This window comes from Acinetobacter sp. P8-3-8, from assembly GCF_000214135.1.
GTDB lineage: Bacteria > Pseudomonadota > Gammaproteobacteria > Pseudomonadales > Moraxellaceae > Acinetobacter.
This window is the reverse complement of record NZ_AFIE01000037.1, coordinates 17,316-36,510: the sequence shown is the minus strand read 5'-3', so window position 1 is coordinate 36,510 and position 19,195 is coordinate 17,316. Positions and strand designations below refer to the sequence as shown.

General features: G+C 37.2%; 20 protein-coding genes and 2 pseudogenes. 4 read left to right on the top strand and 18 right to left on the bottom strand.

All coding sequences use genetic code 11. The annotated features are described in order from the left end of the window. From GGG_RS0113835 to GGG_RS21060, 3 genes and pseudogenes are all read left to right on the top strand, one after another. On the top strand, positions 1 to 610 hold a 610-nt coding region (locus GGG_RS0113835; protein ID WP_010115867.1), incomplete at its 5' end, for an IS3 family transposase. 297 nt (positions 611 to 907) lie between these two features. After that, positions 908 to 976, top strand: a pseudogene (locus GGG_RS21065) (IS1595 family transposase); the annotation flags it as partial. 129 nt (positions 977 to 1,105) lie between these two features. Continuing rightward, positions 1,106 to 1,456 (top strand): annotated as a pseudogene (locus tag GGG_RS21060) (transposase); the annotation flags it as partial. A gap of 240 nt (positions 1,457 to 1,696) precedes the next feature. Here the strand turns inward: GGG_RS21060 and GGG_RS0113820 are convergent. From GGG_RS0113820 to GGG_RS0113765, 12 genes are all read right to left on the bottom strand, one after another. Beyond that, positions 1,697 to 2,353 carry a tRNA-(ms[2]io[6]A)-hydroxylase gene (locus GGG_RS0113820; RefSeq protein ID WP_010115865.1) on the bottom strand — a complete coding sequence of 219 codons (657 nt, stop codon included), beginning with the start codon at positions 2,351 to 2,353 and terminating at the stop codon, positions 1,697 to 1,699. A gap of 33 nt (positions 2,354 to 2,386) precedes the next feature. Continuing rightward, positions 2,387 to 3,112, bottom strand: a complete 726-nt coding sequence (gene pdxJ / locus GGG_RS0113815) for a pyridoxine 5'-phosphate synthase (RefSeq protein ID WP_010115864.1) — start codon at positions 3,110 to 3,112, stop codon at positions 2,387 to 2,389. 37 nt (positions 3,113 to 3,149) lie between these two features. Continuing rightward, positions 3,150 to 3,869: a DNA repair protein RecO gene (gene recO, locus GGG_RS0113810; RefSeq protein WP_010115863.1), complete on the bottom strand. Its 720-nt coding sequence runs from the start codon at positions 3,867 to 3,869 to the stop codon at positions 3,150 to 3,152. A gap of 30 nt (positions 3,870 to 3,899) precedes the next feature. Continuing rightward, positions 3,900 to 4,100 carry an NF038104 family lipoprotein gene (locus GGG_RS0113805; RefSeq protein ID WP_010115861.1) on the bottom strand — a complete coding sequence of 67 codons (201 nt, stop codon included), beginning with the start codon at positions 4,098 to 4,100 and terminating at the stop codon, positions 3,900 to 3,902. Positions 4,101 to 4,126: 26 nt separating this feature from the next. Continuing rightward, positions 4,127 to 5,155, bottom strand: a complete 1,029-nt coding sequence (gene era / locus GGG_RS0113800; protein ID WP_010115859.1) for a GTPase Era — start codon at positions 5,153 to 5,155, stop codon at positions 4,127 to 4,129. 5 nt (positions 5,156 to 5,160) lie between these two features. Next, positions 5,161 to 5,853: a ribonuclease III gene (rnc, locus tag GGG_RS0113795; protein WP_029574595.1), complete on the bottom strand. Its 693-nt coding sequence runs from the start codon at positions 5,851 to 5,853 to the stop codon at positions 5,161 to 5,163. After that, complete coding sequence (locus GGG_RS0113790) at positions 5,825 to 6,199, bottom strand: DUF4845 domain-containing protein (RefSeq protein WP_010115855.1); 375 nt, start codon at positions 6,197 to 6,199, stop codon at positions 5,825 to 5,827. The genes rnc and GGG_RS0113790 overlap by 29 nt, the downstream gene beginning before the upstream one ends. Before the next feature lie 312 nt (positions 6,200 to 6,511). Continuing rightward, positions 6,512 to 7,366: a signal peptidase I gene (gene lepB, locus GGG_RS0113785; protein WP_010115853.1), complete on the bottom strand. Its 855-nt coding sequence runs from the start codon at positions 7,364 to 7,366 to the stop codon at positions 6,512 to 6,514. A gap of 18 nt (positions 7,367 to 7,384) precedes the next feature. Beyond that, positions 7,385 to 9,202 carry a translation elongation factor 4 gene (lepA, locus tag GGG_RS0113780; RefSeq protein WP_010115851.1) on the bottom strand — a complete coding sequence of 606 codons (1,818 nt, stop codon included), beginning with the start codon at positions 9,200 to 9,202 and terminating at the stop codon, positions 7,385 to 7,387. Between the two features lie 176 nt (positions 9,203 to 9,378). Continuing rightward, positions 9,379 to 9,939, bottom strand: coding sequence for a GNAT family N-acetyltransferase (locus tag GGG_RS19815; RefSeq protein WP_157998083.1), 561 nt, complete (start codon positions 9,937 to 9,939; stop codon positions 9,379 to 9,381). Between the two features lie 48 nt (positions 9,940 to 9,987). Continuing rightward, on the bottom strand, positions 9,988 to 10,491 hold the full coding sequence (locus GGG_RS0113770) for a thioesterase family protein (RefSeq protein WP_010115848.1): 504 nt from the start codon (positions 10,489 to 10,491) through the stop codon (positions 9,988 to 9,990). A 68-nt stretch (positions 10,492 to 10,559) separates the two neighbouring features. After that, a complete protein-coding gene (locus GGG_RS0113765) occupies positions 10,560 to 11,957 on the bottom strand; it encodes a Do family serine endopeptidase (protein WP_029574593.1) in 1,398 nt (465 codons plus the stop codon). A gap of 228 nt (positions 11,958 to 12,185) precedes the next feature. Between GGG_RS0113765 and nadB the strand changes: the two genes are divergently transcribed. After that, on the top strand, positions 12,186 to 13,829 hold the full coding sequence (nadB, locus tag GGG_RS0113760; protein ID WP_010115845.1) for an L-aspartate oxidase: 1,644 nt from the start codon (positions 12,186 to 12,188) through the stop codon (positions 13,827 to 13,829). Positions 13,830 to 13,929: 100 nt separating this feature from the next. On the opposite strand, the gene GGG_RS0113755 is transcribed toward nadB, so the two are convergent. The 6 genes from GGG_RS0113755 to pabC form a co-directional block, all read right to left on the bottom strand. Further along, positions 13,930 to 14,811 (bottom strand): histone deacetylase, encoded by an 882-nt coding sequence (locus GGG_RS0113755; RefSeq protein ID WP_010115843.1) that lies wholly within the window; start codon positions 14,809 to 14,811, stop codon positions 13,930 to 13,932. Between the two features lie 5 nt (positions 14,812 to 14,816). Continuing rightward, positions 14,817 to 15,797, bottom strand: coding sequence for a hypothetical protein (locus GGG_RS0113750; protein ID WP_010115841.1), 981 nt, complete (start codon positions 15,795 to 15,797; stop codon positions 14,817 to 14,819). A 245-nt stretch (positions 15,798 to 16,042) separates the two neighbouring features. Beyond that, positions 16,043 to 16,465, bottom strand: coding sequence for a PaaI family thioesterase (locus GGG_RS0113745; RefSeq protein ID WP_010115840.1), 423 nt, complete (start codon positions 16,463 to 16,465; stop codon positions 16,043 to 16,045). A 157-nt stretch (positions 16,466 to 16,622) separates the two neighbouring features. Continuing rightward, positions 16,623 to 17,222 (bottom strand): dTMP kinase, encoded by a 600-nt coding sequence (gene tmk, locus GGG_RS0113740; protein ID WP_010115838.1) that lies wholly within the window; start codon positions 17,220 to 17,222, stop codon positions 16,623 to 16,625. Between the two features lie 9 nt (positions 17,223 to 17,231). Next, on the bottom strand, positions 17,232 to 18,296 hold the full coding sequence (gene mltG, locus GGG_RS0113735) for an endolytic transglycosylase MltG (protein WP_010115836.1): 1,065 nt from the start codon (positions 18,294 to 18,296) through the stop codon (positions 17,232 to 17,234). Further along, positions 18,283 to 19,110: an aminodeoxychorismate lyase gene (gene pabC, locus GGG_RS0113730; protein ID WP_010115834.1), complete on the bottom strand. Its 828-nt coding sequence runs from the start codon at positions 19,108 to 19,110 to the stop codon at positions 18,283 to 18,285. Before pabC ends, mltG begins: the two co-directional genes overlap by 14 nt. Between the last annotated feature and the right edge of the window lie 85 nt (positions 19,111 to 19,195).

Below are 19,195 nucleotides of genomic sequence, written 5' to 3'. Positions count from 1 at the left end.
CTTATTAATTCAACCTAAACGCCGTTATACCAAGATAACAGACAGTAAACACTGGATGAAGAAACATCCCAATTTATTAAAGAATTACAAACCAGCCCAAGCTAATGAAGTTTTAGTTAGTGATATTACCTATGTTGAAAGTGTAGAAGGTGTACATTATCTATCTTTGGTAACGGATGCTTATACTCGGCAAATTAAAGGTTATAAGCTATCGAAGGACATGAAGGCTGAGAATGTTGTACAAGCATTTGAAATGGCTATGAGTAAACAAAGAGATCGAACAGAGATTATGATTCACCACTCAGATAGAGGTTCTCAATATTGTTCAGAGCTTTACCAATCTGCATTGAGTAAACATAAGGTTCTTCCCTCAATGACAGATGGTTATCTTGCGAAACAGTGTTTCTCATACCAAAATGCTTTAGCTGAAAGGGTTAATGGAATATTGAAGCAGGAGTTTTTAACGACACGTTGTAACACAATGCAAGAGCTAGATAAGCTGATAGCTGAATCTATTTTCATTTATAATTATTACCGCCCACATTTGAGTTCGGATATGTTAACGCCGAATCAAATGTATGAAATGAGAAAAACTGAGCTAGTGATATAACTCGGCTTTAAATGTAAATACCGTCAACCTATTCTAGGACGAGACAGCCTCCCCTAAATAAGGCTGAAGCATAAATATAGTTAAACTGTTAAAAATATATGACAATAAGATAAATGAGTTATTCAAAACATTTTAGACAAAGATTTTTAGCTAAGCTTGTGGAAGGAAATTCTATTCGAGTCGTTGCCACACAATTTTATGTTGGAAAACTGTATAGAGATCAAAAGAATTCGATCATGTAAACCATCAAAAATAGATGATTGTGCTGTACGAACAGATATTGGACAATATCCTAATGATTATCATCTTAAAGAAACAGAATGGCGTTGGATGAGAGAACCTAATGAGTTAGCAACAGCGTTGTGAAACCTCATTAGGTAAAATTAAGTATAAATTTGCTAGTCTAGAGCCTATTTAAAATAATTTGGATGGGTTAAAGCACAGGCACCCTATCGTTTATCTCGGTGAAAGTGGCTTTATAAATCACATGAACAACGTCCTTATGGTTACTCTAAACGAGGAACCTCTTGTTATGGATCATATAATTGGCAGTTAAAGAATCAAACCAATGCAATTGGTGCAATATATCAAGGTCGCTTATTTGGAATTGGGCTATTTGATTGCAAAGTGAATTCAGATGTATTTCATTTTGGGGTTAAGGAATTTCTTATCCCAGAATTACCGAAACAAAGTATTGCTGTGATGGATAATGCGACATTTCATAAAAGGTCAGATACTCAGAAACTATTAGAACAACATGGGCATCATATATTATGGTTACCACCATACAGCCCTGATTTAAATCCTATAGATGAGCGATATATCGCGCAAGGTGAGCGTGGGTGAAGAAGAAAAGGAAAGAATGGTTAGTAGATTCTATCGATATATTGTTTAAATATGTATGAATAATTAGGCAGTTCTACTATATAAAACAATATCATCATTACTTTGATTTTATATTCTGTTCATTCATATCAATATTTAGATAACAAAAGAATTTAACTTCAATTGAATAGCACATAAGAAAATGAATAACACAGAAACAAAAAAGAAGTGAATCAATCACTTCTTCTTTATTCACCCAATTTAAGCTACCGCTTTACTTGGAACACCACTATGAAAACGAAAAGTGTGATCTGGACTTAAAATTAAGTTCTTTTCAACTTCTCGAATCAATTCAATACGCTGCTGAATATCCTCTTCTGGATCTTTCAACTTTGCAGTTTTTGCAACATCTAAAGCCAGCGCCAAATAGTCTTCATAATGGCGAGATTCAGACTTCAATAGATAACGATAATAACGACCAAGCTCTTCATCGACGATCGGTGCAAGAGCGTAAAAACGCTCACAAGAGCGTGCTTCAACAAAAGCACCGATCACTAAAATATCAATCAAAGCTTCAGGCTCATAAGTACGGATTTCTTTACGCAAACCACCCGCATAACGCCCAGCACTCAAGCCTTTCCACTCTTGACCACGTTTGGCCATAAATTCTAAAACCTGTTCGTAGTGCAACATTTCTTCACGAACAAGTTGTGCCAATTTGATCTGTAAATCGGTAAAAAAACTATAACGGAACATTAAGTTCATCGCTGTTCCCGCAGCTTTTTTTTCACAATTTGCATGATCTTGCATGAGCAATGGGAGATTGTTCAATGCTTCATCCAACCATGCTTTAGGTGTTTCGCAACCTAAAAAAGCAATCACGGGTTGCATGAGTTCATTATAATTAATACTAGACATGACCAATATTCAACAACAAAAATAAAAGAAAAATTAACCCGCTGCCTGTATCGCAGCTTTCATATCTTTAACCGCTTGTTCTAAACCCACAAAAACACTTTCTGCGATAATAGAATGTCCAATATTCAGCTCATGGATTTGCGGAATAGCAGCGATTGCAGCAACATTTTCAAGGTTTAAACCATGCCCTGCATTGACCACTAAGCCCTTAGACACAGCGTATTCAGTACCTTTAATAATACGTTCTAATTCAGCTTGTTGTACTTCCACACTTTCAGCATCAGCGTATGCACCTGTATGCAATTCGATAGTTGGCGCACCACATGCAATTGCAGCATCAATTTGAGCAAAGTCAGCGTCAATAAATAATGAAACATCACAACCAACTGCTGCTAAAGCCTGAGTCGCTGCTTTCACATCTTCAAAATGCCCGACTACATCTAAACCACCTTCTGTAGTCACTTCTTGACGTTTTTCAGGAACAAAGCAAACATGATGTGGTTTAATTTCTTTGGCAAAAGCGATCATTTCATCAGTGACAGCCAACTCTAAATTCATTCTCGTCTTTAAAACTGGACGCATACGGCGCACATCATCATCTTGAATATGACGACGATCTTCACGTAAATGTAAGGTAATACCTTCTGCCCCTGCTTGTTCGCAGATTAATGCGGCTTTTACAGGATCAGGATAAGTCGTTCCACGTGCTTGTCTTAGAGTCGCAACATGATCAATGTTTACACCAAGCAATGCAGCCATAACATTTTCCTAATATTAAATATTGAAAGATTTAGAATTAACGATTCACAGTTTTCGATTGAGCGCTTTGAATCCAAAGCTGACGGCTTTTAAGAGGACGATCACCCAAAAGTGAAGTAATCATTTGCCGATAAAGCTTTGCGAGTAATTGTAACTGTTCTGCGTTGAAATCCCTACCCTTTTCATAATTCACCATACTCAGAATTTGCTCGCCAGATAACGTTGCTGCTGAGCTATGGGCAACGGGTGTAAAGCCTTCTGATAACTGAAATTGATAGCGCTGACTTACAATAATTTCTTGTTGATTCGAATCATGTGCATAATCTAAGGGATAACCTAATTCTTCTAATAAGGCATGTTCGAACTGGCGTAAAATTTGTCGAAGAAATACATCAGCTTGTGAATGTTCAGCCAATTTTTGTAAATGCTGTAAAGTTAAATGATACTGCTCAAAAGTTTCTGGCAGTGCTTCTTCTAATGGGCAAAGTCTTAAAATAATTTCATTGAGATAAAAACCTGAAAAAAATGCATCACCATAAAAGAAAATCGGTTGGTTTAAAATTTCAAGTTTAGAAAAATTCTTCAGTTCCGATTTACCAGAAGCCTGCAACGTAATCGGCTGATATTGTGGTGGAGGGGTTTGTCTCAAAATACCATCGACACGACCATGTTCTTGCGTAAATAAATGCACAATATGACTACGTTCCCGATATTTACGATGATGAATTAAATAACCATGCAGAACTTCATTACGCATTGATCAGTGCTTCATTCACTGATGTCACAATTAATCATCATTGTCTTTTTTCTTTTCTTCTTTCTTTTCATCATCATCACCATCTGGAATGACGGCACCAACGACAGCGGCTGTCCCTTTAACAACGCCTTTTGTCACACCATAAGCGGCTTTAACAGGAACTGTTACAATTTTAGTAATACAGCCTTGCAACATTACTATACAAGCAAGAATGGAAATCACTCGAATCATCACAGTTCCTTTATTTTGTTGAGCGATTAAATATCGCTATAACCTAAACTTTTAAGTGCGCGTTCATCATCAGACCACCCACCTTTCACTTTAACCCAAAGTGTGAGCATGATCTTCTGTTCAAACATTTTTTCCATGTCTACACGAGCATCCATACCAATTTTCTTCAACTTGGCACCTTTTTCACCGATCACAATGGCTTTTTGCCCTGAACGATCGACGAAAATGGTTGCATCAATATAAGTACATGCAGCTTTAGGACGACCTGTCTTTTCATTGATGGTCGCTTCTTCTGTTTTGAATGATTCAATCTGTACGGTTAAATCATAAGGCAACTCTTCGCCCAACTGACGCATAATTTTCTCACGAATGATTTCACTCGCAAGGAAACGTTCAGAGCGATCCGTTAATTGTTCCAAAGAATATAATGGTGGCTGGAACGGAAGATATTTTTCAATAGCTTCACGTAAATGATCAAGGTTCGCACCACGTAAAGCTGAAACAGGAACAATTTCAGCAAAATTCATTAATTTTGCACGCTCTTGAATCAACGGTAAAATCAAACGCTTATTTTCTAAAGTATCAATTTTATTGATGACGAGAACCACTGGCATTTCTGCATTTTTCAGTTTTTCTAAAACTAAATCGTCATTCGGTGTCCACTTTTGTGCATCCACAACGAATAACACTAAATTGACATCACGTAATGCCGAATGTGCAGCCTTGTTCATCATTTTATTGATAGCACGGACTTCTTTTTTATGCATCCCAGGTGTATCAACAAACACTGCCTGCGATTTTGCACGACTATCAATACCAATAATTTTATGGCGAGTCGTTTGTGGTTTACGTGAAGTAATCGATAATTTCTGACCCAATAAATGATTCATTAATGTCGATTTACCTACATTTGGGCGCCCAACAATAGCGACAAACCCGCTTCGATAGTCCGAAGGAATTTCAAAACCTTCTGAACTAAAAAATTGATTAATTAACTCATTACCGTTTTCAGGCGGCTCGTGATCAGCATCATTGTGATCGGAATGTGTATTCATGCAGTTTACTGCTCCAAAAGCTTTAAAAAATCCGCCGCAACTGCTTGTTCTGCAAAGCGACGACTCGATCCCTCACCCATCATTTTAGGTAAGCCATCTACTGTACATTCTACTTTAAAATGTTGATTCGGTGCATCACCCTGAATATCTACAACCTCGTAAATTGGTAGTTGTTTTTTACGAGCTTGTAGATATTCTTGTAACCGAGATTTTGGGTCTTTCAACTGATCTGTCGGTTCAATATTTTCGAAATAAGGTTCATACCACTTCAAAACAATTGAACGCAATAAAGGTAAATCCTCACAGTCTGTATAAATCGCACCAATAATCGCTTCTACAGTATCCGCTAATATTGACTCACGATGATGACCACCTGATTTCAACTCACCTGTACTTAAAATCAAACTGGTACTTAATTTTAAATCATTGGCGATTTTGCCCAATGCTTCCTGACGAACAAGCGTGGCACGCATACGTGTTAAACGCCCTTCATTTTCAGTTGGGTAAGCATGATATAGATAATGAGCGATGATCATACCTAACAATGAGTCACCTAGAAATTCTAGGCGCTCATAGTTATATTTGTGACTCACCGAACGGTGCGTCAGCGCAAGTTGCAATAACTCGTGTTGTTTAAACTGATAACCAATTCTGCTTTGTAAGCGAGGATCACTTACTTTCAACTGACCTTTTATCAAAACTCTTCTCGAAAGTGAGGACTATATCTATATTCAGCATGAAATTTTTTCGTACTTCGTATTTCTTAGTCACTTGTAAACCATCTTGTGTAGAAACCGTCGCAATATCATCAAATTTAATATCTCTGATATTGTTCATCTCCAATCTTTTACCAACCTCTGATGAAAATTTTGCAGGGCTAATATCTGCAGGGCTATTTTTAATTTGCTCTACAATTTGCTGATCAATTGCATGATCGTCCCAGTATAAAGGCCATACAGCCACTGTGATTTTCAATATAAAAGCTAACGCTATTATCCCCAATAAAATTCCAATATATGAAGTGCCTTGTTGATTTTTACGCATTTTTTTATCCAACAGGTGAAATTAATAATCCTTCATTTCAATTGAACAAAAATGACATGACTGGATCAAACTATTGTCCTTGTCTGTTTCATTGATTCAACTGACTATAAATTTCTTACATTCCTACACTAACACGAGGTAACAAAAAATTTATCAGGCTTATTATCCTTGAAAGTGCAACAACTTGCTAGTTTTAATCATTTATTGTGCTTAATTTTTCTTATGAATCAAAGTCACTCGATAGTTTTAATAGATAAAAATAAAGGCCAACTTGCATTGACCTTCACATGAAATTTATTTATTGATAAATCATTAATCGATTGCACCATTACGACTGAATGATGGGATTTTAAAGCCAGGCTCTTTATGCATCCACACATAGATTGCATGACCTGTTAAGTTTTCTTCAGGTACAAAGCCCCAAAAACGACTATCAGCACTTTGGTCACGGTTATCACCCATTGCAAAATAATGTCCTTTTGGAACAGTCATTTCCCAACTTTCGCCATTTGACTTCACAAAACGCTCATTGGCCGTAGCAACATAAGGTAAATCTTGTTTTTGTTGCGCATAATTAAATGCACTAATCAAAGTATTTTGACCTTCTAACAAACGAACCAGATGTTTATGTTGACCCATTTGCTCATAGTAATAGATCGATTTAGGCGTATCTAAAATATCTTTTTCACGGCTAAATTCAGTTGGAATCTGCTGTACATTTTGACCATTAATCGTCAATTGACCTTTATTGTATTCAATACGATCACCTGGTAAGCCAATAATACGTTTGATATAACTGATTTTAGGATTTTTTGGATATCTAAACACAGCAACATCACCACGTTGAGGCTCACCAATATCGATAACTTTAGTATTGGTTATTGGTAAACGAACGCCATACTGGAATTTATTTACCAAAATATAATCACCTGTTTCTAAGGTTGGAACCATAGAATCCGATGGAATATTAAATGGCTCAAAGAAGAATGAACGTAATACCAATACAATCGCTAGAACTGGCCAGAAGTCATACGCCCATGAAATAATGACATTTTCATTCCCTTTACCTTTGGTTGCACGCTGTTTTAATACAAACTTATCGAGTAACCATAACCCAAAAAATACGAGCGTTACTGGTACGAGAATTAAATTAAAATCAAAATCCATGAGCGAAGATACCTCTTATTATCTTTCTACTTTTAACACTGCAAGGAACGCTTCTTGTGGAATTTCAACACTACCCACTTGCTTCATGCGTTTCTTACCTTCTTTCTGCTTAGATAACAATTTCTTCTTACGAGAAACGTCACCACCATAACATTTCGCCAATACGTTTTTACGCATTGCTTTTACTGTTGAGCGGGCAATAATTTGTGCACCAATAGCAGCCTGAATCGCAACATCAAACATTTGACGTGGAATCAAGTCTTTCATTTTCTCTACCAAAGCAATACCACGATGACGTGCATCATTACGATGACAAATCATTGCCAACGCATCAACTTTGTCACCATTAATTAACACATCAACCTTAACTAAAGATGAACTCTCGAAGCGCACAAAGTTATAATCCAACGAAGCAAAACCACGTGAGCAAGATTTCAACTTATCAAAGAAATCCATCACTACTTCTGCCATTGGAATTTCAAAAGTAATCGATACTTGATTACCCAAGAATTTCATGTCTTTTTGCACGCCACGACGTTCCATACATAATGTCATGACATTACCCAAGTACTCTTGCGGAACAAGGATATGACACTCAGCAATCGGTTCACGTAAATCTTCAACAGTTGAACCATCAGGCATTTTAGATGGGCTATCGATATAAATCGTTTCACCATTCTTCATTAATGCTTCATAGATAACCGTTGGTGCAGAACTAATCAGGTCTAAATCATACTCACGCTCTAAGCGTTCTTGTACGATTTCCATATGGAGCATACCCAAGAAGCCACAACGGAATCCAAAACCGAGAGCATCAGAACTTTCTGGCTCAAAGAATAATGCAGAGTCGTTAATTTGTAACTTATGCAAAGCATCACGGAACGGTTCAAAATCACTCGCGTCAATTGGGAATAAGCCTGCATATACTTGTGGCTTAACCTTTTTGAAACCCGGTAAAATTTCAACTTCTGGTGTGGTTGCTAGGGTGATGGTATCACCGACAGGCGCACCAAAAATGTCTTTAATCCCTGCAATCACAAAACCAACTTCGCCCGCTTCAAGCACGCCAGTTTCAGTATGTTTAGGATTAAAAATACCGACCGAAGTAATAATGTGTGTTTGGCCTGTTGATTTCATCAACATTTTATCGCCTTTACGCACACGGCCTTGTTTAACACGTACTAGAGAGACGACGCCTAAGTAGTTATCAAACCAAGAATCTACAATCAAAGCTTGTAATGGTGCATCACGATCACCTGTTGGTGCAGGAATAACATTCACCAATGTTTCCAAAACACCTTCCACACCTAATCCTGTTTTCGCAGAACACGTTGGCGCTTCAGTCGCCTCAATTCCGATAATTTCTTCAATTTCATGAATTACACGTTCAGGCTCAGCCTGCGGTAAATCAATTTTATTCAGTACAGGAAGAACCTCAAGGCCTTGCTCAATTGCGGTATAGCAGTTTGCAACAGACTGTGCTTCAACACCTTGCGCTGCATCAACGACCAACAATGCACCTTCACAGGCAGCAAGCGAACGCGAAACTTCATATGAGAAATCGACGTGTCCTGGTGTATCAATAAAGTTCAATTGATATTCTTCACCATTTGGGTGTGTGTAATACAACGTAACGGATGCTGCCTTAATGGTGATCCCACGCTCGCGCTCAATATCCATTGAGTCAAGGACTTGCGCTTGCATTTCACGCGCTTGCAATCCGCCACACATTTGAATAAAACGGTCTGCAAGCGTCGACTTGCCGTGGTCGATGTGAGCAATGATCGAAAAATTGCGTATATTTTTGATATCGACGGATTTTTTAGCTTGCGCCATGGGCTACCTTGAACATGTGAATTGCGCTATGTGTGAAAATAAATCACATAGCAAAGCTGATAAATAAATTGCGATGGATTATAGCAGAATGCGGATATAGAAAAAGAAATATATTTTATCCATCTATTGAAGTGACTTGATCTACAAATATTTCAGATCGGAAAATACTCATCATCTCAACAGAATGAATGTTTAAAAATAAGTCGTGAAGCCATTTCCAAATTCAAATCAATCTGCTGATCTACATTCAGTTCAGTCAGTTCAGTTTGGAGAAATCCATGTTTCAAAAGAAGCTGTATCGATTTAACATTTTCAGCATACACTTCGGCAATCACAAAACTGATTCTCTTTGAAAATAATGAATTTTCTTTAAGTTGCAGAAGTATTCTCCTCAACACTTCCGACATCAAACCTTGATGCCAATATTCTGGATGTAAATCATATCCAATCAGCACACCATACTGACCATTAGTTTCAATAATTTTATTTACCCCAAAACTTCCAATCAGTTTTCCAGATTTCAAACGAATTGCATAACGATAGCCTTGCTGGTTTTTAAATCGATCATGCATTTTATTAATCAAAGCATAAGCCTGATTGATTGATGTAAATTTCTTTACATCGTAGAACTGCAAAACATCATTATTTGAAAATAATTCAAACACAGCATGTGCGTCCGCTTGTTCAATATCATTTAAAATCAGACGTTCAGTTTCGATCAATTTCAACTGGCTCACACATACTCCAAACATGATCATTTCAAATAGGCAAATAAAATCAGAATTCTAAGTCGTTGATTTTTCATTCAGCGCAAAAGGATCTATTTCCGCATCAATCGGTTGATAAGCTTGAATAAACGTTGGCGACATACGCTTAGGACGCCCCGTAGCAATCTCAATACAAGCCCACTTGGTATTGCCTGTAAACAATAGGCTGTTATCGCTCGCTTTAAAGAATGCGTACTGACGGAACGAGTACAATGCATTGATATCATATAACCACGTTCGAAGAATGACTTCATCACCCAACATAGCGGCTTTACGGTATTGAACATGGTGCTCCACAGCAACCATCGCATGCTTCATTTCTAGATACTGTTCAAGCCCTACACCTAAGGCTTTGATATGCGCAGATGCCACATCTTGCATCCATTGGACATAAACCACATTATTGACATGCCCTAAAACATCAATATGCTCAGGTTGAACAGTTATTTTTAAATCAAAATACGATGTACTCACGCCATTCCCTTTCAGTTTACAACACAATCTTGCTTGATATTTTCTCATAAAAAAGCCACTCAAAGAGTGGCTCAAGTGCTATTTTAAAATCAGACGAACACTTTTTGGAATACGTATTATTGAATACGTAACCCAATCATCGCATGCTGTCCATCTCGTACAATGGCTACACGAGCTACCGTATTTTTCTGCAACTCAGAAACAGCATCAACAAAATCATTTGGTGTATTGATTTTCTTATTATTCACTTGAGTAATAATATCACCCGGAATAATACGTGATTGAGCAGCAAGACCACCTGAAGTCACATCTTCAATCAACACGCCCCCTTTCAAACTGAGTTTATTCTTCTCTTGTTCAGATAACCCACGAATAGCCACACCTAAAATTGGTCCTTTACGTGCTTTCGTCACTGCTGTTGAGTCATTTTTAGCAGGTGTATCATCAGGCGCTGTCGCTAAAGTCGCAGTAATCACTTTTGGCTTATCATCACGTAATACTTCTAACTGTACTGTCTGCCCTGGTTGAGTACGATTTAAATAGTTGAGCAATTCACCAGTACGAGAAATCGGTGTGCCATTATATTTTAGAATCACATCGCCTGCTTTAAACCCAGCTTTTGCTGCTGGAGAATCTGGCGATACTTGAGTAATCAATGAACCTTCTGGTTTATCTAATTTATAAGCTTCAGCCAAGTTACGATCAATATCTTGTAGCATAATCCCGAGGAAAGAACGCGTCACCTTACCATTCTTTTTCAACTGATCAGCGACATCCATTGCCACATCAATTGGAATAGAGAATGACAAACCCATATAACCACCCGTACCACTAAAGATACGAGAGTTCACGCCAACCACTTGACCTTGTTGGTTAAACAGTGGACCACCAGAGTTTCCTGGGTTTAAAGCCACATCTGTTTGGATAAATGGAACTGAGGTTTCACCTAACATATTACGAGATTTCGCACTCACAATCCCTGCGGAAGCTGAATAATCGAAACCAAATGGAGAACCAATCGCAAGGACAGGTTGCCCTACTTTCAATTGGTCGACATTACCAATACTTAAAGATGGATAATTATTACCTTCAACTTTCAGTAAAGCGACATCGGTACGTTCATCACTTCCTACAACCTTCGCATCAATTTCACGGCGGTCATTCAACATGATGGTCACTTTTGACGCATCTTCAACCACATGGTGATTCGTCAATAAATAACCATCTTTACTGATAAAGAATGCACTGCCATAAGCGGTTTTTTCTTGTGGTGCACGCTGCTGTGGAATAATGATCTGATTACCAAAGAAGCGCTTTAGAATCTCAGGAACTTGCTGCTGCAATAATTCTTCCTGAGATAATTTTTTAACGACATTTACACTCACAACAGCTGGGCTGACTTGTTCAACTAAATTAGAAAAATCAACGGGTGTTGAAGCTTGCACTTGTGATGTTACTGCAGCGACGGAAAATACTGCTGCATACATTCCTTTTTGTATTAGACCATTACTCATTTATCACGAACCTACGTCTTATGATTTTTAGCTTGAAAAATGTTTGTAACATATTATTTGATGTATTTGCGTAATAATATGTTTTCATTTTTTTATAAAACAAGACTTTACTTAATATTAGCTTAAAACAATCCTTTATGGTGCATTTAGACTAAAATCTGAACCCTATGACTATTGTATTTTTTCTAAAAAAAGAGTGTTATTAGCAGACTTTTTTCAAATTAGCTGATGGACATGTCTAATTTAAACACAACACATCAATTTGATGTGATTATTGTGGGCAGTGGTGGTGCTGGCTTAAGTTTAGCTTTATCGTTACCTGAACATTTCAATATTGCTGTTTTAGCTAAATCTACACTGACCGATGCAAGCACCTATTTTGCTCAAGGTGGTGTTGCAGCTGTACTGGATGAAACAGATTCTATTCAACAGCATATTGATGACACAATGATTGCAGGCGCACAACTTTGCGAGCTTGATGCTGTAAAGCAGACTGTTGAAGGTGGCCGTCCATCTGTTGATTTTTTACTGAATCATGGTGTGCAATTTACATTAGATGAAGATGAACAACTGCATTTAACCCGTGAAGGTGGACATTCTCAACGTCGTATCATCCATGCTGCGGATGCAACAGGCAAAGCCATTTCCACCACACTAGTACAAAGAGCACAAGAAAAACAAAATATTCATATTTTTGAAAATTTCATTGCTATTGATTTGATTACAACGCATAAATTAGGCGATAAAACAGCAGCTAATCGTGCTGTCGGACTGTATGCACTTGATGAAGTCAATGAAAAAGTACATACCTTTTTAGCGCCTTTCACTGCTTTGGCATGTGGTGGTGCAATGAAAGCGTATTTATATACTTCAAACCCTGACATTGCGACAGGTGACGGTATTGCGATGGCTTATCGAGCTGGTTGCCGAGTAGCCAATATGGAGTTTAATCAATTCCACCCAACATGTTTATATCACCCTCAAGCACGTTCATTTTTAATTACTGAAGCAATGCGTGGTGAAGGTGCATATTTACGCTTACCAAATGGTGAACGGTTCATGTTGCGTTTTGATGAACGTGCTGAACTTGCTCCTCGTGATATTGTGGCACGTGCGATTGATTTTGAAATCAAGCGTTTAGGTATTCGTCATGTATGGTTAGACATTACCCATAAACCTGCTGAATTTGTCAAAGAACATTTCCCTACACTGTATGCACGCTTGCTTGAATTAGGTATTGATATCACTACAGATATGATCCCTGTTGTTCCAGCGGCACATTACACTTGTGGTGGTGTGGTTGTCGATGAAAATAGCCAAACTGATCTTGCAGGTTTATATGCGATTGGTGAAACCTCGTACACAGGTTTACATGGTGCAAACCGCATGGCAAGTAATTCATTATTAGAATGTTTTGTTTACGGCATGAGTGCTGCCAAAGATATTCAAGCTAAATATAACGCAAACTTTGCAGTGCCCGATGTTCCAGGATGGGATGCAACGCAAGTGTCTAATCCTGATGAGGACGTGGTGATCTTGCAAAACTGGGATGAGTTACGTCAAACCATGTGGAACTATGTCGGAATTGTTCGAACAACCAAACGCTTACAACGTGCATTGCATCGTATTGAAGTGCTCAAAAAAGAAATTACTGAATATTATCAAGATTATCATGTCAGTAAAAATTTGATCGAGCTTCGTAATTTAGTCATGGTTTCGGAAATGATTGTGCGTTGTGCGATGCAACGTAAGGAATCTCGTGGTTTACATTACACCTTAGATTATCCTGAACTTTCTCCTGAATTACGTAAAACCGTGCTTACACCTCCGAACTTTACCGTAGAAACACCATTGGTCAATGAAGGTGTTTAATTTTAATTGATTCGGAGTTAAATCCTTAAATCTCTGATTCTCAAAAGAAAAGGTATCTTCAATAAGATACCTTTTCTAATTGGTTTAAATTTCAATTCATTCAACGTTTCTTTTTTTCGTAATAAATCTGATGTGCTGTTTGAAAAGTTTGCACATGTAGTTGAACCAAATCATCTAAATCTTGATAACCACCAGCTAAAACGAACATGATTGGAGTCCCCTGTCGTTTCGCCATATTAAAAACAATCTCTTCTCTTTTTTGAATCAACTCTGTACTAAACCACGCCGAACCATAAGGGTCAGCTTGATGGCAATCCATACCTGCTTGATAAATAATAATATCGGCTTTCCATTCTTCTGCACGTTGAAAAGCCTCATGCAAAGCCACCATATATTGAGCAAAACTACCATTTTTGGTATGCACATGCCGACTCTCAGCACGCTCATAAGTTGGATAACCAAAAGCCAAGCCATAAATACTAAAATTATATAAATTGTCTAATCTTCGGGTAAATTCAGCAGTTCCATCACCACCATGCTGATCGCAATCAAGGACGAATATTCTTTTATTCGGATATTGCTGAGCAATTAAAGCCAATCCATTAAAGGTACAATATGAACCACCATATTCATAAGCTGCATGGTGAAATCCTTGCGCAATATTGGCGGCGATACCATGCTCAAAAGCCAAAGCGGTCGCCATCAACTGCCCTGAATTGATGGTCAATACAGCATCTCTTAACTGTTCATTCCAAGGTTTAAACCCTGCAAATGTAGCCAGCTTTTTAGGCTCACCTGTTAAAAATGCATCCACATATTTAGGTGAATGCAATGCTCTTAAAATTTCTGGATCAATCGGTTGTGGTTCATGGAATTTATAATCATCAAATTGTTGTAATTTTTCAGCCACTGCAACCAACTTCTCCATACTATTGGTATGTGTTTCGGCAAAATAGTGTGGGGAAAAACAAACATTTAACATATAAATTATCCGAGACTTAATGCTCTTAATTGTGATACAGCGACATCATTTAATTGTTTTAAAAGCGTTGTGTCAGGACTAAAAAGACCGTTTTTCACTTGTTGTTCAAAATGTGTAGTGAATGCACGCTTACGATTTTCAGGCGAAATCGCTAAAGTTGTCAATCTTAAAAACCAAAAACCCTGAATGGCTTTGTAAGGAATAATATAACCCTTAAATTCTTGATTTGGCGTTTTATCTTCAATCTGTTCAATATCATAATCAACAGAAAATAAAGAACCCACAGGAATACGAATACCATTCATAATCAACGGCTGTAAATTGATACAAGAATGATTATCGCCCATATTCATTTTTTCTATGAGTAAGGGACGATTCTGCTCATCGACAAAAATATTAATCGAACCTTGTCTCAACATTGAACCATGTGCAATTTTCAGAAAAAAAGTTTCAGCCATTGGACAAGAGCCGACTTTAGGTTTTTCGCTCAACGTTTGTATTTCTATATAACCTGTTTCTTCAGTTGTTTTCGGTAAAATCACATCTTCCAACATACTACAAACGATCTTACTTTCTTCGAGCTGAGCTTGTTGCGAAATTTTTCTTAAATTTTCTTGAATAACAACTTCTTGTGCAACTAAATCATTAAACTCATCATTTTTTGCAGTATTCAAAAAATTTCGAATCGATGAATTATGATCAAGGTTATGCCAATCCTCAATCTCTAAACCATACGCATTCTTTTGATCGATAATTTTCTTTAATTTTTTAAAATCATAATCTTTAAATATTTTTAAATCTGTTGCTTCAACAGAATCTCGTGGAAAATTGATAAACTCAGCCAGAACTCGTGTTGCTTGCGTATAACCACAACCACGGCGTTCAGTTTGATGTGAATAGTGTTCATTTAACATCTCTGTCAGTTTGTCTGATAAAGGAAAAACCTGTTCCTTGAACAAATGAACAACTTCATGATCCAATGACATCTTCATCATTCCATACAATTATTAATTTAAAAATTTGATTTTCATTTATTATGAATAGCTTAGCATTGTGAATATCAGAGTACAATTATAATAATAGGTTCACTCTATTCGCTTAACAATAGCAATACTTTTCATGCTTATTTTCATAAACATGAAATAGTCATTGTTGCTGAAAACGCTTCAATTTATAAGCAATATAGCTGGTAAAATCAGTTAAAAACCACTTCAACTCAAGATTACTCAAACTATCCTATACTTTGTGGTGGAATCGAATACGTTCCAGTGACATGTGCCACGGGATCATCTGAATCTACAGAATAAATCCACACTTCCCCAACGACCAAAGCTTTACCCACTTTCATTAACTTACATACCCCACGTAGGTCTTTTCCACCCGTCGGCTTACGTAAAAAATTAATATTCATATTGGTCGTTACAGCCAAACCGATTAAACCAATTTCCCCCATGATTGCAACATATAAAGCGAAATCAGCCAACGCCATCATGGTGGGCCCTGAAATTGTTCCACCCGGACGAAGATCGGCATCACCTACTTTCCAAAGCAAAGTTGCGCCTTTATCCGTCACTTCTTCAATTTCACAGCGTTCTAGGCTTGGACTAAAAAATTGTTGTAGAAACTGTACGATTTCTTGTTTTGAGCTTTTCATAAAATAATGTCTTTATATCCTTATTACTCAGACAATATAAAGACATTTGATATTGAATACATTAGCAATTAAGTTAAAAATTTACATTACAAATAACTTAAATTATCAATCTTTAAAACACTCATCGAGGATTTAAAATAAGTCGTATTTGCTCGACCTATTTTAAATAATCTATAGCTTCTGCAAAAACTTGCTCAGGTGTTTGCGTTGCATCCAAACGTTTCATTCGTTGTGAATCACGCATATGTATTTCTGAAAAACCACTACGTACCGATTCAAAAAATACTACTTTTTCTTGTTCAAAACGGTCTAAAGCACCACGCTCTCTTGCACGGTTCATGCCTAGCTCAATCGGTGCATCGAGCCAAAAGGTAATATCAGGCATTCTCGCAACAAAATTTTCATTCAGAACTTGCAACTTATCACGACTTAAACCACGCCCAGCACATTGATATGCAAAGCTTGAATCGACAAAACGATCACATAATACAATTTTTCCTTCTGCCAATGCAGGAAGAATCACAGCTTGTAAATGTTGTGCACGCGCTGCATACATCAAAAGTAATTCAGTATCATTACTCATTGCTTCATCATGATTGACAGAAAGTAATAATGAACGAATTTGCTCGGCCAAAGGCGTGCCACCTGGCTCACGTGTGAGGACAACATCTTTGCCTTGTTGTTGAAAATAATCAAAAAGTTTACGAATGAGCGTGGTTTTTCCAACCCCTTCTGTACCTTCAAAACTGATAAACATACTCATTCCTTAATTCTTAGCTCGCATAACTTCAATATATTCTTGCACGGCACGATTATGATCTGGCAAATTCGAGGTAAATTTATGTCCCCCATTGCCCGTTGCGACAAAATAAATATTTTCTGACTCATCAGGATGCAATGTCGCTTCAATTGCTTTTTTACTTGGCAATGCAATCGGTGTAGGCGGTAAACCATTGATGGTATAAGTATTATAAGCTGTTGGTGTACGTAAATCTTGTTTAGAAATCTTACCTTGATACTTATCACCCATACCATAAATCACAGTTGGATCTGTTTGTAAGCGCATACCAAGCTTTAATCGGCGATAAAATACCCCTGAAACTTGACGTAACTCACTGTCTACACTGGTTTCTTTTTCAATAATTGAAGCCATGATTAAGGCTTGATATTTATCCTTATAAGGTAAATTTGGTGCACGTTTTTCCCAAGCTTCATCTAAAATTTTCATTTGACGTTGATATAAATCGGTTAGGATTTGTTTATCTGTCGCACCTTTATCAAAGAAATAAGTATCAGGTGCAAACAACCCTTCAGGATGATCATAAGGAATATTTAAAGCTTTCAACATTTCAGCAGTCGGTAAATTCACCACTGACTTTTCAACCAATGGATCTTTTTTAAGTGCTTGAATTAATTGTTTAGCAGTCGTTCCTTCAATCACCAAAAGACGACTCATCTGCGCATTTTCAATATTAGAAACCATTTCTAATACTTGGCGCATATTCATGCCTTGCGTAACTTCGTACACCCCAGCTTTCATGGTGTCATGGATAAAAATTTTACGATAAAGTTTTAAAATAATTGGAAAACTGACTTTCTTTTCTTCAGCCAATTGGTCGATAAAACCCGTATAGGTTTCACCATTACTGATGGATAATTTTTGCTTTTGCCCTTCGACAGGATAACTTTTAAAAATACTCATTTTTAAAATAATTGCACTGAGTACTAAAAGCACAATCAAAATAATCGCAATGCCTTTATGTTGCATTTTATTGGGGGCTTTATCTTGAACTTTCTTTTTAGGTTTAGACTTAGATTTAGCTTGAGGCATAAGAAGTAAACTGACTTAATTGTAAAGTTTCAAATAACTCAACACAGGGTTGAGTGTCTAAAGTTTGATGATTCAAGTTTTTCGCAATTTTCATTGGACTCAAAGCATTGCAAAAAAATAAGCTTTGCACATGTCTAATTTCATCCATATCTACAAAACGTTGCTCACATGAAACACCAAAATGTTGCATTCGTGACAAAATTTCTGCACGCATCACACCATGGACGCCATTATAACGAAGTTCTGGGGTAATCCATGTATTGTTTATTTGAATAAAACAATTACTGCTCACACCTTCAACAACTGAACCTTGTACATCTGTCACCAAAGCTTCCAACCAGCCTTTCTCCGCGGCTTCTTTTTTCAACATCACTTGCTCTAAGCGGTTTAAAGTTTTCAATCCAACTAAATTTGGCATCATCAAGCCAATCGCTTGATCCAATACACCACTTTGAATGTATTCAGGCTGAAAATCTGCCGTACTATTTGGATAATACAATACATAAACATCTGCATCATGCTCTGGCATCGCATAACCACGATTGCCTTCACCACGACTTAGCATAATTTTTAATGTGCCGTTTAAGACTAAAAACTGTTGTTGTAGCACTTCTATGCTTTGTTCTAAAAGCACAGGATTAAATTTTAAAAATAGTTTTTCTGAAGCCAGCTTTAAGCGAGCCCAATGCAAATGTTTGAGCTCCAAAACATTATGATGAAATCGGGCTGTGGTAAAACAACCATCTCCATAATGAAATGCTCGATCTAAAAGCGGAATTGAATCAACTCGTTGAGCATTTTTAAGACAAATCATTACACTACTTCCCTCTCAGCTTTGCACAGATTTTAATAACGATATACACAAAATCTATTTCTTTTTTATTCATATAAAATTCGTT